We start from the raw sequence: 14,973 nt of genomic DNA on the forward strand, positions 1-14,973 counted from the left end.
CATGGACAATTAAATTGCCGTTCCCGGATCAACCCTTGGGTTTGGGTGGGGACTTGCGCCGGGGCGACGAGCTCTTTTCCAGGTGCTCGATGATCAGGCTGGCGATGTCCCGACCCGTGGCCGTCTCGATGCCCTGCAGCCCGGGGGAGGAATTGACTTCCATGATGACCGGGCCGTGGTTGGAGCGCAGCAGATCGACCCCGGCCACCTGCAGCCCCATGGCCTTGGCGGCACGCGTGGCCGTCGAACGCTCTTCCGGTGTGATACGGATGACGCTGGCACTGCCTCCCCGGTGCAGGTTGGAGCGAAACTCGCCATCGGCACCCTGGCGCTTCATGGCCGCCACCACCTTGTCGCCGATCACCAGGCAGCGAATATCGGCGCCCTTGGCTTCCTTGATGTACTCCTGAACCATGATGTTGGCCTTCATGCCCATGAAGGCCTGAATGACCGATTCGGCGGCCTGGTTGGTCTCGGCGAGGACCACGCCGATGCCCTGGGTGCCCTCGAGCAGTTTGATGACCAGGGGTGCGCCGCGCACCATGGTAATCAGGTCGGGGATGTCGTCCGGCGAGTGGGCAAAGCCGGTCACCGGCAGGCCGATGCCCTTGCGCGACAGCAGTTGCAACGAGCGCAGCTTGTCGCGGGAGCGGGTGATCGACACGCTGTCGTTGAGAACCTGAGTGCCCATCATCTCGAACTGGCGCAGCAACGCGCAGCCATAGAAGGTCACGGACGAGCCGATGCGCGGGATGACGGCATCGAAGTGCTCGAGCTCGGTCCCCTTGTAATGAATCGAGGGATGATGCGAGGCAATGCTCATATAGCAGCGTAGGGTGTCGACGACCCGCGTGGTGTGCCCCCGTGCTTCGGCAGCTTCCAGCAGTCGGCGAGAGGAATAGAGGTTGCGATTGCGTGACAGCAGCGCGATATGCATGGAGTGACTCCGTGATAGGGAGGTGGGCGCGGGCCTCAGGGCTCGCCGTGCAGGAAACCGGCGCCAGGGGCCACCAGTACGCGTCTAAGGGCTCTGCGACCCAGCAGCATGGGGTGGCGCATGTCGCGACGGTCCGTCAGCGTCAGTTCGACCGGGAATTCAAGCTCGCCTAGTTGCATGGCAGTGCGCACTACATGGCGCCATTCGGTCTGGCCGTTGGAGCTGGTGACGCGGCGCCTGTCATGCAAGGGCAGACACTGTTCATGAGCGGGGCTGGCCGGTCCGCCGCCACGCGAGGTAAAGCGCACCCAGGGGTGGCCGTCATGTTCGAAGCTCTCGATATCCTCGGCGTGCAGGGAAGAGGTTCGTGCCCCGGTATCCACCTTGGCGCACAGCGTCAGGCTCAGCGCCGGCAGCGTCACCATCTCGCGTCTGCCGACAATGGCCCTGGCCTGATAAGGCAGCTCTTTCATGGCGTTTGCTCCTCCGGCTCGGATTCCCGAGAAGGTTGGTAACGTCAATTCAGCGACTGAGGTGAGCCAGTCGACGACCGATGGGGGAGGCGGGGTCGGCCTCGCGCAGGGTCATCAGAACGGGCAGTCTCAGTCGAGGTATCAGGGCCAGGTCGCGTGCCACGGCGGCAAAGTCGGCGCGTGGCTCCTTGGCCAGGCGGGTCAGGAAGCGCGGGAGTCGCCGGGCATGCTCGAGGTGCTGCCAGCCCCGGCCCGCCATGGCCGCCAGGAGATCCGGACCGCAGGCCTGCTCGTCATCGAGCAAGCTGTCGTACCATTCTCCGACCAGGCTTTCGTCGGCGCCGCTGACGGCCCTGACACAGGCACAGAATGTCTCGACATCCCCATCGGCGGCTGCCCGTTCGCCTCGCTGGCGCAGGCTTTCGGCCAGGGTGTCGGCAATGCCGACATGTTCCAGACAGTAGCACAGCGAAACCAGCATCTCACTCGGTAGTGTGGCAATCGAGTGCGCCACCTGGTGCTGCGACGCGTCATCCATGCGCACGGCGAAGTCGGCCAGTCCCTGCAGCCCCAGAGCACGCCAGTCGACGATCTGTTGACCGGTCAGATAGGCTTCCACCGGCTCCAGGTGCTGGCTCGCCGGCCGCTCGAAATCATGGCTGGCGCGGGCGTGCAGCATGGCCTGAAAGTTGGTCGAGGGGGTGAAGGCCAGGGGATTGTCCTTCATCAGGTTGTCGATCGGGCGACTATCCTCGCGGCCCAGTCCCTCGACGTTGCGCCCTATGGTTTCCAGCAGGCGCTGCAGGAAGGCATCACGAGCGGCCGGATCCAACTGTCCCTGCTCGTCCAGCGGCAGGGCCAGAAACCAGATCAGGGGGTCCTCGAGATCGCCGATCCGGAACATCAGGGCAAATCTTGCCTGGTTCTGCCAGGGGGCTGGCCAGGCCGCTGCATCGTGCTCCAGGGCACACAGGGACTCTAGCGGGCAGGGTTCGACACGACGACCCAGATGATATAGCCGCACCTCGGCACCGGTGCGGACGAAAAAGTTATATAGGCTATCGATCGATTGCATGCGCTCTCCCAACTTCAACCATCCAGTTTACAAGGGACGCGATCGTCTGTCAGTCATGTTGATCAGTGATTGATCAACTCATTACAGGGCCCACCAGGACCCACTCGGACGAGTATGTTCAGGGGTTATCCACAGCTGCATTCAGGGCTTGTGTGTATGAATCACATGCCCGGGCTATGGCGCTGATAATCAGAGGTCATTGGCCATGGGGCGCGACATGGCGCAATGTTCGTGTCAAAATGGAATACATAAGCAGGTCTCTTATTCCCTTTTGTATTTTTCCACCCTTCGGAGGATCGTCATGGGGCGCTCATTGAATCCCGTCAAGAACATCGCACTGCCGCTGCTGGCGTCAGGCTTGCTCGCCACCGGCCCGGCACAGGCTGAGCAGGACGAATCCCTGCGCGTGGGCATGTCCGGTGGTTATTTCCCCTTCACCTTTGTCGAGCAGGATACCCTCAAGGGGTTTGAAGTCGACGTCATGGAAGCAGTGGCCGAGCAGATGGACACCGAGGTGGTATTCGAAACGGCCAATTTCTCGGGCCTGTTCGGCATGCTCGAGTCGGGGCGTATCGACACCATTGCCAACCAGATCACCATTACCGAGGAACGTCTGGCGAAGTACGCCTTTACCGAGCCCTATGTGTATGACGGTGCCCAGGTCGTGGTGAAGGAAGGCAACACATCGATCACGGGTGTCGAAGACCTGGCCGGCAAGAGCGTCGCGGTGAATCTGGGGTCGAATTTCGAGGCCTTGCTGCGTGAGCTGCCCTACGCCGACGATATCGATATCCGCACTTATGAAAGCAACATCGAACAGGATACTGCGCTGGGTCGGGTCGATGCCTTTGTCATGGATCGTGTCAGTGCCAGCCAGGTCATCAAGGACAAGCCGCTGCCTCTGCAGCTGGCAGGCGAGACCTTCTCCGAGATTCATAACGCACTGCCGTTTCGCGATACCGAGCAGGGCCGTCAGCTGCGTGACGAAGTGGGTCAGGCCCTCCAGACTCTGCGGGACAACGGCACCCTGGCCGATATCTCCGAGCGCTGGTTCGGCAGCGACATCACGCAGCCTTGATCGGATGATGCTGCCTTCATGAGTGTTCTCGATCTCGACTACATGCTGGGACTGTTGCCCATTCTGCTCAGTTATCTGCCGCTGACACTGCAGATGGCTGCCGCCGGAATGGTGCTGGCGCTGGCCCTGGCATGCGGCTTGGCGGTGATTCGCGTATTGAAGATTCCGGGGTTGAATGCAGCGACCATGCTGTTCATCTCCTTTTTTCGCGGCACGCCGCTGCTGGTCCAGCTTTTCCTGTTCTACTATGGCTTGCCGCAGTTGCTGGATTTTCTGACCCAGATCAACGGCATCACGGCGACCATCATGGGGCTGACCCTGCACTTTTCGGCCTATATGGCGGAGTCGATTCGCGCGGCTATCGTGGGTGTGGACCGCAGTCAGACTGAAGCGGCGTTGTCGATCGGCATGACCAACGCTCAGTTGATGCGGCGCATCGTCCTGCCCCAGGCCACCCGGGTGGCGGTACCGACCCTGATGAATTACTTCATCGACATGATCAAGGCCACCTCCCTGGCCTTCACCCTGGGGGTGACCGAGTTGATGGGGGCCACCCAGAAAGAGGCCGCCGGCAGCTTCCTCTACTTCGAGGCCTTTGTCACCGTGGCGGTTATCTACTGGATCGTCGTGGAGTTGCTGGCCTGGGGGCAGCGTCGCCTGGAATCCCGACTCAACAAGGCGTATAGCCGATGATTCAAATCGCCAATCTGACCAAGCGCTTCGCCGGAACGGCAGTGCTCGACGGCATTGATCTGGACATCGAGCAGGGTGAAATCATCGTGGTGATCGGTCCGTCCGGCACTGGCAAATCCACCCTGCTGCGCTGCCTGAATTTCCTTGAGCACCCGGATGCCGGCCAGCTGACACTGGGGGACCTCCAGGTTGATGTGACCCGGGCCAGCCGCCGGGACATTCTGGCGGCGCGTCGCCGCACGGCCTTCGTGTTCCAGAACTATGCGCTGTTTGCCAACAAGACGGCGCTGGAAAACATCGCCGAAGGTCTGATCATCGTTAACCGATGGCCCAAGGACAAGGCCCATGCCCGTGCTCGCGAGATTCTCGAGCGTATCGGCCTGGCCGACAAGGCCGATGCCTATCCGGCCTCGCTGTCCGGTGGCCAGCAGCAACGCGTGGGCATCGGCCGTGCCATGGCGGCTCAGGCCGAGGTGATTTTGTTCGATGAGCCGACTTCCTCGCTCGATCCCGAATGGGTGGAAGAGGTCCTCGGATTGATGAAGCAGTTGGCGGCGGAGCGTCAGACGATGCTGGTAGTGACCCATGAAATGGGCTTTGCCCAGGACGTGGCGGATCGGGTCGTCTTCATGGAGGGCGGACGTATCGTCGAGCAGGGGCCGCCGGCGCAGCTCTTTCAGTCTCCGCAGGATCCGCGCACGCGAGACTTCCTGCGCAAGGTGCTGGCGGGGCAGCCCGCCCCGCAGCCCGGATAAATCCGATTTGGCCCGCCTGCCCAGACGCGCGAAAATGGCCGACAAAGATCAACCGGAGCCAGGTTCCATGACCGTACATGAAGAACTCTCTCACGCCCTGCGTGAACTCGAATCCGCCATGCGGGCAGCCGACATGTGGCGTATGGAAACGCCCGAGCCGGCCGCCTTCAACAGTGTTCAGCCGTTCTGTATCGACACCATGAGTCTGCCGCAGTGGCTGCGTTTCGTGTTCATCGCTCGTCTCGAGACCCTGGTGGAACAGCAGGGGCCCATGCCGGCAAAAAGCGAGGTCGCCCCGGCGGTGGAAGCCTACCTGACTCAGGAGGGAGCGCGTACCAGTGATCGCATCCTGGTCGGCAAGGCGATTGAACGCGTGGACAGCCTGGTGACCGAGAATTGAACCCACCGGCCTGTTATTTCGCCTATGGCAGCAACATGAACCCGCAACGCGTGGCGGCGCGCATCGGCGAGACACACAGCGCCATGCCGGGTGTGTTGAAGGGCTATGAGCTGCGCTTCGACAAGGCGTCCAGGGTGCCCGGGGTTAGTCATGCCAATGTAGTGGCCAGGCCGGGAGCCCGGGTCGAAGGGGTGCTGATCGGCCTGAAGCACTCCGGGCAGATCCTCGCCATGGATCCCTTCGAAGGTCATCCAACGGCGTATCAGCGTCATCGGCTGCCAATCCATACCGGTCAGGGCGTCATCGACGCCTGGGTCTATATCGCCGTACCGGGCACTACTGAAGCGGAGCGGCTGCCGGCCCGCGAGTACCTGATGCATCTGCTGAAAGGTGAGGCCTTCCTTTCCTCGGCGTACCGAGCCTGGTTGGCAGAGACGCCTTGCGTAGAAGGGCTTGGGCAGGAGGCCCTGAAGTCACTGGGCATATCGCCGGACTCTCAGGGATGATAACAGCTCTGCCGTGATCGGCTGGACGGGTCTGCTGCAACATGAAAAAAGCCGCCGGAGTGATCCGGCGGCTTTTTTTGGCTCAGCCAGGCCTGGCGCTGATCAGAACCGGAAGGTCAGGTTGCCACCGATGGTCAGCGGGTCCAGCTTGATCTGACCCGTGCCGTCACCATTCAGGCTGACGTCGCTGTCCACATCGGCGTACTGGGCATAGGAGCCGATCATCAGTTGATCGCTGATGGCAAAGTCCACGCCCAGCTGGCCGGTCAGGCTGGTCGAGTGGTCGAGGTCGTCGATGGACTCGTTGGAAAAGTAGGTATGGTTGACGCCGACGCCGGCATAGGGCTGTACGCGGGAGTCCGTGCCGCCCAGCGGAAAGTAGTTGGCCATCAGATTGATGGGCGTGCGCTCGAAGCTGCCGCCGGTCATGTCGTGCTCGATGGCCTCGGCCCCATTCAATTCCACGCCGAGATGGTCGCTGAACAGATAGCCCGCACCATAGGTGATGCCCTGGGCATTCTCGACATTGATGTCGCGGTCCGCGAAGCCATCGTTGTCGTCGCGGATGTCGGATTTGGCATAGCCACCGCGGACATAGATGTCACCGGCCTGGTAGGCCATGGCGGCCTGAGCAGCGCAAAGGCTGGCTACAGCGATAGCAGTCGCGGAAATCAATCGAGTCGCTTGCATGCGAAAATTCTCCCTTGGATATTAGTGAAATGCAGTGAACATGGGCTACATTTCATTGAGCCTTATTATAAAACAGTGTTTCTGAACGTCTCATAGAAATTAACTATGAAAGGTGGGCCGCGATTTTCTGATGTCAATCGGGGCGTTGAGCAAGGGCGGTGCCCGGCTGTTCTGGAGGTTCATCTCTCAGCGCCAGTACAGGGCTCGCCTGTTGGGCGAATTGGGTCTTCACTGAGCGGAGATACCGGGGAGGCATGGCAATGGCATCTTGGGTTCGATACTCGCATGGCAGTGGGGCCGTGATTTCGCTGCTGGTGGCGGCCCTGCTGTCTGTCTGGTGGCTGTTACGGCCTGAGTTGCTGGCGCCCCTTCCCCTGAGCCTGCGGTTGCCGTTGGTGGTCCTCGGGGTCTGGGCGGTTGGAGCTGCCTTTGTGCGGCCCCTGGCGCAGGACCTGGAAATGTTCCGGCTGATGTCGGTGGTCAACAGCCCCTGGAGCAGTGCCGCCCTTTGGGGCTTCGCGCTGTGCACGTTTGGCCTCGCGCTGGTCCACCATCTGCTCTGAATATCCACAAAAAAGGGCTCCCGAAGGAGCCCTGAAGGGGGTGGACACAGGCCGGTTTTCTTACTCGGTGATGGCCTGGTACTCGCCGGCATCCTTGGTCACGCTGCTCACCACGATAATGGCGACAAAGGCGGCGATAAAGCCCGGGATGATCTCGTAGACACCGGGGCCACCCATGAAGGAGCCATTCCAGCCCAGGCTGATCCAGATCATCACGGTAGCCGCACCTACCACCATGCCGGCAATGGCGCCGGCGCCATTGGTGCGCGGCCACATCAGCGAGAGAATGATTAGCGGGCCGAAGGCGGCACCGAAGCCGGCCCATGCGTTGCTGACCAGTGCCAGCACCTGAGAGTCCGGTTCGGAGGCGATGATCGCGGCCACCAGGCCAACCAGCACCACGCAGACACGACCGATCATGACGCATTCCTTCTCGCTGGCTTCCTTGCGCAGAAAGAGGCGATAGAAATCCTCGGTCAGCGAGGACGAGGACACCAGCAGCTGGCTGGAAACCGTGCTCATCACCGCCGCCAGCAGGGCCGCGAACAGGAAGCCGGTGACCAGCGGATGGAACAGCAGGTCCGCCAGAATGATGAAGATGGTTTCCGGGTCTTCAATATTCATGCCGTTGCGCACGGCGTAGGCGCGACCGAAGATGCCCAGCGAGACGGCACCGATCAGCGAGATGAGCATCCAGCCCATGCCGATGTTGCGTGCCGTGGGAACGTCCTTCAGCTCGCGAATGGCCATGAAGCGCACGATGATATGCGGTTGACCGAAGTAGCCCAGCCCCCATGTCACGGCGGAGAGCCAGCCGATCAGCGTCAGGCCTTCGGTCCAGGTCAATAGGTTGGGGTCGACCTCATTGAGGGTCTGCGAGGCTTGCGAGAAACCACCACCGCCTTCGCCGAACAGTACCACCGCGGGCATGATGATCAGCGCCAGCATCATGATGCAGCCCTGCACGAAGTCCGTCATGCTCACGGCCAAAAAGCCGCCCACCACGGTGTAGACTAGGACAACGCCGAGGGTGATGATCACGCCAGCGCCGTAATCGCTCAGGCCGCCGAAGTTGAAGATACCGGCAAAGGCACTTTCGAACAGCTTGCCGCCGGCAACCAGGCCGGAGGCCGTATAGACGGCGAAGAAGATGACGATGACCACGGCCGAGACGGTGCGCAGGGCAGTGGCCCGAGTCGGAAAGCGGTTGGCCAGGAAGGACGGAATGGTGATGGCATTGCCATAGTGAACGGTCTGTTCGCGCAGGCGCGGGGCGACCAGCGTCCAGTTGAGGAAGGCGCCGACCAGCAGGCCGATGCCGATCCAGGCAGAGCCCAGGCCGGAGGCGAAGAGAGCCCCGGGTAGGCCCAGCAGCAGCCAGCCGCTCATGTCGGAGGCACCGGCGGAAAGGGCGGCGACCTTCGGACTGAGCGAGCGCCCACCCAGCATGTAATCCTCCGATGAGGACGTGGAAGTGCGCATGGCATACACGCCGATGGCGATCATGAGCACAAAGTAACCAATTAGACTAATCCAGACACCGATAGCCATGAAAAGCGTCTCCAGTTTTATGCGCCCTGAGGGAGCTCGGGCAGGTTGTTGTCATGCATGCAAGCCAGTCGGCCATTGGCGTGCACCGTAAACGGTGGGAGGTTTAACCTGCAGTCGGTTGGACTTGTTGCGTCGACCATTAGAGTTCCTTGCGTCTTGAGCTTGTTACCAGAGAAACCGGGGTGTTCATTCCGGTAAACACCGTCTTCCTGAATGTTGCGTGATGACTGCCGGGATGAAAACCAACAGTCCAGCAGAGGGTATCCCCACTGGACTGTTGAAAGCAAAACTCCCTCTATTTACGCATAGCTGGCTTCTGTGGTCCTGCCAGTTTCCGGATCTATACGATGTTCACCATCCGCATCCCACTTGGCCTTTTCGGCATCGGTTGCCTTGGGCGAGAACCACCCCATGTTGGCATAGAAAATACCGATGAAGGGGGCGGTCCAGCAGGCAAAAGCCAGCGGAATGTAGAGCAGGTTTTCGAAATTGCCATCGCCGATGTTCAAGGACAGGGCCGTGATGACGAAGGCGCCGCCGGCATTCCAGGGCACCAGCGGAGACACCAGGGTGCCGCCTTCTTCAATACCCCGCGACAGGTTCAGCGTGGAGTACCCCATGCCACGATAGACCGGCGCATACATGCGTCCTGGCAGGGCGACAGATAGGTAGGGGTCACCGGCCACGGTGTTGGTGGCCACTGAGGTCAACACGGCCGAAGTCTGAATGCTGGCGAACTTTTTGAAGCGCGAGATGATCTTGCTGATGACCGCTTCCAGGCAGCCGGTGCGTTCGAGTGCGCCGCCAAAGCCCAGCGCCAGCAGGACCAGCGAGATGGTCCACATCATCGACTGGATACCACCACTGTTGAGCAGCGAATCAATTTCACTGACGCCGGTGTCGATGGAGTAGCCCGAGTTGCCGTAGGTGAAGACGTCATGCAAGCCGACACCCTGAAAGAGCATGGCCATGATTCCGCCGGCAACCGCCCCCGCGAACAAGGACGGAATGGGAGGTTGCTTGGTGACCGCCAGGCCAATGACCAGAACTGCAGGTAAAAGCAGCCACGGAGAAATCCAGAACGTCTCGTTGAGTGCCGTGGTAATGGCGTTGATGCTTTCGAAAGAGGTCTGGGTAGAGTCGATGACCGTGAAGCCGGCAACCAGGTAGATGGCCAGGGCGATCAGCATGGCGGGAACCGTGGTCGGCATCATGTTCTTGATGTGATCGAACACATTGGTCCCGGTGACGGCCGGTGCCAGGTTGGTGGTATCGGAAAGCGGGGAGATCTTGTCACCGAAGAAGGCACCGGAGACCACCGCGCCGGCCGTCCAGTAGGGCGGAATGCCAAAGCCCGCACCAATGCCCATCAAGGCCAGGCCGATGGTGCCGACGGTGCCCCAGGATGTGCCCAGTGACACGGAGACAACCGAGCACAGAATCATGGCGGCAGCCAGAAAGATTTCCGGCGAAAGTATGATCAACCCATAATAGATCAGCGTGGGGACCGTGCCGCTGGCGATCCAGACGCCGACGATGATACCCACAATGATCAGTACCGAGACGGAAGGGAGCGACACATTGATGACGTGGAAAATCCCCTTCTCGATATTCGGCCAGCCATGGCCAAGATAGATACCCAGGATACTGGTCAGGGCAATGCCGATGGACAGCGGGATATGGGGGGTAAAGTCTCCGAAGTAAAAGAGCTGGACCGCGAGCACGGCCAGCGTTCCGAGAATGGGGATGAGGGCCAGGCCGAAGCCTGGAGCCCGGGCCGATTCGCTTTGCGACGAGTCTTCCATGAAGGCCTCCAGTTGTGTTGTTTATTACAAGACCATTGTGGCGATGTTTCCCCGGTATCGGGGAGTGAACCGGGTAGACGCCGCGGCGTCTGCCCGGATCGGGTAAGGCCGGCATGCATCTTGTCATTGGTGGGCATGCCGTGCCCTGTCGTGAGGCTCAGTCGGGAATGTCAGTCATCTCCCAGAGCCAGTAGCGAGGCATTGCCGCCCAGTGCAGCGGTGTTGATGGTGACCGTCTTTTCGGTGGCGAAGCGCAGCAGATAGTGCGGGCCGCCAGCCTTGGGGCCGGTGCCGGAAAGCCCCTGTCCCCCGAAGGGCTGCACCCCGACCACGGCACCTATGATGTCGCGATTGACGTAGACGTTGCCGACCCGGATGCGCCGTGCAATCTCCTCGGCATAGGACTCGTTGCGGCTGTGCACGCCGAAGGTCAGCCCATAACCGCGACCATTGATCGAGTCGATCACCTGGTCGATCTCCTGCGACTTGTAGCGAACGATGTGCAGGATGGGCCCGAACTGCTCGCGCTCCAGCGCATCAATGGCGTCGATCTGGAAGGCCGTCGGGGCGATGAAGGTGCCATCGGCCGTCTGCTCCGGGTCCAGTGTGGTCTGGGCGATCAGGCGACCCTCGGCCTTGAGCTTGTCGATGTGTTCCTGCAGGCCCTGGCGTGCGTCTTCGTCGATGACCGGCCCCACATCGGTCCCCAGGTCGCGGGGGTCACCCACGCGCAGCTCGTCCATGGCCCCCTTGAGGATCTCGAGGACCCGATCGGCCACGTCGTCCTGCAGATAGAGGACCCGCAGCGCCGAACAGCGCTGGCCGGCGCTCTGGAAGGCCGAGTGGATGACATCGTTGACGACCTGCTCGGGCAGGGCCGTGGAGTCGACGATCATGGCGTTCATGCCACCGGTTTCGGCCACCAGGGTGGGCAGCGGAGCATTCTCGCGTTCGGCCAGTGAGCGGTTGATCAACTGAGCGGTATCCGTGCCGCCGGTAAACACCACCCCGGTGATGCGCGCATCGCCGGTCAGCACGCTGCCCACGGTCGGGCCATCGCCCGGCAGCAACTGAACCACGTCGCGTGGCATCCCGGCCTCGTGCAGCAGCTCGACGACACGATGCGCAATGATCGAGGTCTGTTCAGCCGGCTTAGCCAGCACGGTATTGCCGGCCACGGCGGTGGCCACCATCTGGCCGCAGAAGATGGCCACCGGGAAGTTCCAGGGGCTGATGGCCGCGAACACGCCCTTGCCACCCATCACCAGGTGGTTGGACTCGCCGGTCGGCCCGGGCAGTTCGGTCGGTTCAGCGAAGAGTTCCTCGGCCCGGGTGGCGTAGTAGCGGCAGAAATCCACCGCCTCGCGGATCTCGTCGACGCCATCGGTAAGCAGCTTGCCACCCTCGCGGCAGCACAGGGTCATCAGCTCGGCCATGTGCTTTTCCATCAGGTCGGCAAAGCGACGCAGGATGTCGGCGCGCTCCTGGACCGGCGTCTCTTCCCAGCGCGGGAAGGCTTGCCAGGCGGCGTCGACGGCACGCTCGGCCTGCTCCTTGCTGGTCCACAGCACGGTGCCCAGGCTGTGGTGACGGTCATACGGGCAGGTCACGTCATGCAGCAGGTTATGGTCGGTGGCGACATCGAAGGCCAGCAGCGGACGCGCCTCGTAGCGACGCTCCATGAACTCGTGCATGGCACGCATCAGCGGGTCATGGTGACTGCGAATATTGAGATTGACGCCGCGCGAGTTGAGGCGGTCCTCGCCGTAGATGTCCCGCGGCAGCGGAATCTGCGGATTGACCAGGCTGTCGAACTGGCGCAGCGTCTCCACCGGATGCACGCACAGCGATTCGACCGGTACCTCGGGGTCGACCAGCTGGTGCACGAAGGAGGAGTTGGCGCCATTCTCCAGCAGGCGGCGCACCAGGTAGGGCAGCAGATCCTTGTGCGCGCCCACTGGCGCGTAGATGCGGCAGTAGGTGCCCTTGGGGGCACGCTTCAGGGCCGAGGAATACAACGCCTCGCCCATACCGTGCAGGCGCTGGAACTCGAAGTGCCGGTCGGCTTCGTTGGCCACCTCCAGGATGGTGCTGATGGTGTGCGCGTTGTGGGTCGCGAACTGCGGGAAGATACGACCGCGTGTCGACTCCGACATCAGGAAGCGGGCGCAGACCAGGTAGGCCACATCGGTGGAAGCCTTGCGGGTATAGACCGGATACCCCTCGACGCCCAACTGCTGCGACTCCTTGATTTCGGTATCCCAGTAAGCGCCTTTGACCAGGCGAACCGGAATCTCGTCGCCCTGGGTCTCGGCGAGTCGATTGATGTAATGCAGAACCGGCAGGGCGCGCTTGGCATAGGCCTGAACGACCAGGCCGAAGTGGCCCCAGCCGCGGCACACATCGTGCTCGTAGATGGCGCGGAACACCTCGAGAGAGAGCTCCAGGCGATCGACCTCCTCGGCATCGATGGTCACGGCCACGTTGCGTTCGCGGCCCATCTTGACCAGCTCCAGGGTGCTGGCAACCAGCTCGTCGAGGATCTGCTCGCGACGCCCGAACTCATAACGGGGGTGCAGGGCCGACAGTTTGATGGAGACCGAGGGCGCCGGTGTCGTGTCACTTAGCCTGGCGCTGGTCTTGCCGACCTGCTCGATGGCGCGCGCATAATCCTGGAAGTAGCGCTTGGCGTCGTCGCGGGTCCGGGCGGCCTCGCCCAGCATGTCGTAGGAATAGGTGTCGCCGTTGTCGAACTGGGGTCGAGAGCGCTTGAGGGCTTCGTCGATGTCGCGCCCGAGCACGAACTGCTTGCCCATGATCTTCATGGCTTCCACCATGGCGCGGCGAATGACCGGCTCGCCCATGCGGTTGACCATCTTGTTGATGAAGCCGGAGGGGCGCCCGTCCTTCTGGTTGTCCATGGTCACCACCCGGCCGGTCATCAACAGCCCCCAGGTCGAGGCGTTGACCATCCAGGACTCACTGCGCCCTACGTAGGACTTCCAGTCAGCCGGGCCCAGCTTGTCCTCGATCAAGGCATCGGCCGTGGCCTTATCGGGGATGCGCAGCATGGCCTCGGCCAGGCACATCAGCATCAAGCCTTCATGGGTGTCCAGGCTGTACTGCTGCAGAAGCTCGTCGATGGTATCCACCGCCGTGTCGGTTTCGCGGATCTCGCGAACCAGCTCCGCTGTATTGTCGGCAATGCGTGCAAAGTCGCGCTCGTTCGTGTCGAGCGCCTTGATCAGTTCCTCGACAAATGCCTCTTCATCGACCACGTAGTGATCGCTGACGGTGGCAAACAGTGTGTCGAGTTCCTGGCGCCAAGCGGCGTCGTCCAGCATCTTGTTGGCATTCAGCATGAATCTTCCCCGTTCAAGGCCCGTCTTCACAGCGTGTTGTCTGTCCGCCCGACATCAGGAGGCCAGCGGACCATGGGCATCCTGATGAGGGTAGGGGGCATTGGATTGGTCTGCTTGTCGAATTCACGGGTGGATTTAACGTTTCCAACGTAGTTGGCGGCTTGACTTGTGCCGTTTAGACCTTCGTCTAGCCGCTGGCAGGCGTTGGCCCGCGGGTGAGTGACAGCCAGGAATCACGGTGAAGCGTCCATAATGCTGGCTGGTGATTGTTAATACTGGGAGGTGCTGGCCAGGGCTCGTCCTGCCTGGCTGCGCACCTGACTGGGTGGATGACCAAAGGCGCGTCGAAAGGCCCGTGAAAAGGCGCTCTGTGTGGCAAAACCGGTCAGGGCAGCGATTTCCGACAAGGGCATTCGGCTGTCCCGCAACAGCTGCTCGGACGTTTCGAGCCGGCGGCGCAGTACATATTGCCAGGGCGAGAGCCCCGTCTGCTCGCGAAAGCGTGCGTTGAAGTGAGCTTCGCTGAGGCAGGCCTCCGCAGCGAGATCGGCCACCCGCAGGTTGCTTCCCAGGTGACGATCGATGAAGCGGTCCAGTGCCGCGAGGTCGAGATGACGGCCGCGGGGTGCCGGCTCCTGGGCCAGTCGGGCATGCAAAGAGCCGAGCAGGGTAGTGGCCAGTCGCTCCTGCTGAAGACCACTCAGACGTCCCTGCTGGGACAGCTGGGCCAGCTCGCTGATGACGAATTCCAGATAACGTTCGAGTGGTCCATCCAAAGCGAAGAATCGCGGCGCATCGAACAGGCGCACGAGCTCATGCTGGTGGCCGGTCAGCGAGAGGGCGCTGTCGGGCAGGTCGAGAATGAGCTGATGGTTGTCCCCGGTGCCGGCGTAATAGTGCACATGGTTGGCCGGGACAATGCATCCCGACAGGGCCGAGATGGAGCCTCCCAGGCCCTCGATCTCGAATTCTGCCTGACCCCGCAGGCCGATGACGATCTGGTGGAAGTCATGGCTATGATGGTGAACGGCAGTATCGAGCGGGATCTGACGGATCGCACTGGTCATGGCGAACCTCCGGCGAAA

General features: G+C 61.7%; 14 protein-coding genes. 6 read left to right on the forward strand and 8 right to left on the reverse strand.

What is annotated here, in order from left to right:
* Positions 1–28: 28 nt before the first annotated feature.
* From rimK to QWY74_RS04135, 3 genes are read right to left on the reverse strand one after another with little or no spacing between them, the layout of a single operon-like run.
* A complete protein-coding gene (rimK, locus tag QWY74_RS04125; RefSeq protein WP_264825426.1) occupies positions 29–937 on the reverse strand; it encodes a 30S ribosomal protein S6--L-glutamate ligase in 909 nt (302 codons plus the stop codon).
* 35 nt (positions 938–972) lie between these two features.
* Entirely contained in the window at positions 973–1,410 is a 438-nt protein-coding gene (locus QWY74_RS04130) for an ATP-dependent zinc protease family protein (RefSeq protein WP_264825427.1), read from the reverse strand.
* A 49-nt stretch (positions 1,411–1,459) separates the two neighbouring features.
* Positions 1,460–2,485 (reverse strand): DUF3549 family protein, encoded by a 1,026-nt coding sequence (locus QWY74_RS04135; RefSeq protein WP_264825428.1) that lies wholly within the window; start codon positions 2,483–2,485, stop codon positions 1,460–1,462.
* Between the two features lie 301 nt (positions 2,486–2,786).
* On the opposite strand from QWY74_RS04135, the gene QWY74_RS04140 reads away from it, so the two are divergent.
* From QWY74_RS04140 to QWY74_RS04160, 5 genes are all read left to right on the forward strand, one after another.
* Positions 2,787–3,563, forward strand: coding sequence for an amino acid ABC transporter substrate-binding protein (locus tag QWY74_RS04140; protein WP_264825429.1), 777 nt, complete (start codon positions 2,787–2,789; stop codon positions 3,561–3,563).
* An 18-nt stretch (positions 3,564–3,581) separates the two neighbouring features.
* Entirely contained in the window at positions 3,582–4,256 is a 675-nt protein-coding gene (locus QWY74_RS04145; RefSeq protein ID WP_264825430.1) for an amino acid ABC transporter permease, read from the forward strand.
* Positions 4,253–5,011, forward strand: coding sequence for an amino acid ABC transporter ATP-binding protein (locus tag QWY74_RS04150; protein ID WP_264825432.1), 759 nt, complete (start codon positions 4,253–4,255; stop codon positions 5,009–5,011). Before QWY74_RS04145 ends, QWY74_RS04150 begins: the two co-directional genes overlap by 4 nt.
* 67 nt (positions 5,012–5,078) lie before the next feature.
* Positions 5,079–5,411, forward strand: a complete 333-nt coding sequence (locus tag QWY74_RS04155) for a YqcC family protein (protein WP_264825433.1) — start codon at positions 5,079–5,081, stop codon at positions 5,409–5,411.
* On the forward strand, positions 5,408–5,917 hold the full coding sequence (locus QWY74_RS04160; protein ID WP_290313834.1) for a gamma-glutamylcyclotransferase family protein: 510 nt from the start codon (positions 5,408–5,410) through the stop codon (positions 5,915–5,917). The genes QWY74_RS04155 and QWY74_RS04160 overlap by 4 nt, the downstream gene beginning before the upstream one ends.
* 102 nt (positions 5,918–6,019) lie before the next feature.
* On the opposite strand, the gene QWY74_RS04165 is transcribed toward QWY74_RS04160, so the two are convergent.
* A complete protein-coding gene (locus QWY74_RS04165; RefSeq protein WP_290313835.1) occupies positions 6,020–6,607 on the reverse strand; it encodes an OmpW/AlkL family protein in 588 nt (195 codons plus the stop codon).
* Positions 6,608–6,867: 260 nt separating this feature from the next.
* Between QWY74_RS04165 and QWY74_RS04170 the strand changes: the two genes are divergently transcribed.
* The gene (locus tag QWY74_RS04170) at positions 6,868–7,170 is read left to right on the forward strand and encodes a hypothetical protein (protein ID WP_264825436.1); all 303 of its coding nucleotides are present in this window, start codon (positions 6,868–6,870) and stop codon (positions 7,168–7,170) included.
* A gap of 60 nt (positions 7,171–7,230) precedes the next feature.
* On the opposite strand, the gene putP is transcribed toward QWY74_RS04170, so the two are convergent.
* The 4 genes from putP to QWY74_RS04190 form a co-directional block, all read right to left on the reverse strand.
* Positions 7,231–8,721, reverse strand: a complete 1,491-nt coding sequence (gene putP / locus QWY74_RS04175; RefSeq protein ID WP_264825437.1) for a sodium/proline symporter PutP — start codon at positions 8,719–8,721, stop codon at positions 7,231–7,233.
* Between the two features lie 299 nt (positions 8,722–9,020).
* Positions 9,021–10,526 (reverse strand): Na+/H+ antiporter NhaC, encoded by a 1,506-nt coding sequence (gene nhaC / locus QWY74_RS04180; RefSeq protein WP_264825438.1) that lies wholly within the window; start codon positions 10,524–10,526, stop codon positions 9,021–9,023.
* A 170-nt stretch (positions 10,527–10,696) separates the two neighbouring features.
* Complete coding sequence (gene putA, locus QWY74_RS04185; RefSeq protein ID WP_290313837.1) at positions 10,697–13,888, reverse strand: bifunctional proline dehydrogenase/L-glutamate gamma-semialdehyde dehydrogenase PutA; 3,192 nt, start codon at positions 13,886–13,888, stop codon at positions 10,697–10,699.
* A gap of 269 nt (positions 13,889–14,157) precedes the next feature.
* The gene (locus QWY74_RS04190; protein WP_290313839.1) at positions 14,158–14,955 is read right to left on the reverse strand and encodes an AraC family transcriptional regulator; all 798 of its coding nucleotides are present in this window, start codon (positions 14,953–14,955) and stop codon (positions 14,158–14,160) included.
* Between the last annotated feature and the right edge of the window lie 18 nt (positions 14,956–14,973).

Source organism: Halomonas almeriensis, from assembly GCF_030409235.1.
GTDB classification, from domain to species: domain Bacteria; phylum Pseudomonadota; class Gammaproteobacteria; order Pseudomonadales; family Halomonadaceae; genus Halomonas; species Halomonas almeriensis.

Excerpts from the sequence above, each read along its gene's own strand:
- rimK (WP_264825426.1), bottom strand. The coding sequence starts at position 937 with ATGCATATCGCGCTGCTGTCACGCAATCGCAACCTCTATTCCTCTCGC.
- QWY74_RS04130 (WP_264825427.1), bottom strand. The coding sequence starts at position 1,410 with ATGAAAGAGCTGCCTTATCAGGCCAGGGCCATTGTCGGCAGACGCGAG.
- QWY74_RS04155 (WP_264825433.1), top strand. The coding sequence starts at position 5,079 with ATGACCGTACATGAAGAACTCTCTCACGCCCTGCGTGAACTCGAATCC.
- nhaC (WP_264825438.1), bottom strand. The coding sequence starts at position 10,526 with ATGGAAGACTCGTCGCAAAGCGAATCGGCCCGGGCTCCAGGCTTCGGC.
- QWY74_RS04135 (WP_264825428.1), bottom strand. The coding sequence starts at position 2,485 with ATGCAATCGATCGATAGCCTATATAACTTTTTCGTCCGCACCGGTGCC.
- QWY74_RS04150 (WP_264825432.1), top strand. The coding sequence starts at position 4,253 with ATGATTCAAATCGCCAATCTGACCAAGCGCTTCGCCGGAACGGCAGTG.
- QWY74_RS04190 (WP_290313839.1), bottom strand. The coding sequence starts at position 14,955 with ATGACCAGTGCGATCCGTCAGATCCCGCTCGATACTGCCGTTCACCAT.
- QWY74_RS04145 (WP_264825430.1), top strand. The coding sequence starts at position 3,582 with ATGAGTGTTCTCGATCTCGACTACATGCTGGGACTGTTGCCCATTCTG.
- QWY74_RS04140 (WP_264825429.1), top strand. The coding sequence starts at position 2,787 with ATGGGGCGCTCATTGAATCCCGTCAAGAACATCGCACTGCCGCTGCTG.
- putP (WP_264825437.1), bottom strand. The coding sequence starts at position 8,721 with ATGGCTATCGGTGTCTGGATTAGTCTAATTGGTTACTTTGTGCTCATG.
- putA (WP_290313837.1), bottom strand. The coding sequence starts at position 13,888 with ATGCTGAATGCCAACAAGATGCTGGACGACGCCGCTTGGCGCCAGGAA.
- QWY74_RS04165 (WP_290313835.1), bottom strand. The coding sequence starts at position 6,607 with ATGCAAGCGACTCGATTGATTTCCGCGACTGCTATCGCTGTAGCCAGC.
- QWY74_RS04170 (WP_264825436.1), top strand. The coding sequence starts at position 6,868 with ATGGCATCTTGGGTTCGATACTCGCATGGCAGTGGGGCCGTGATTTCG.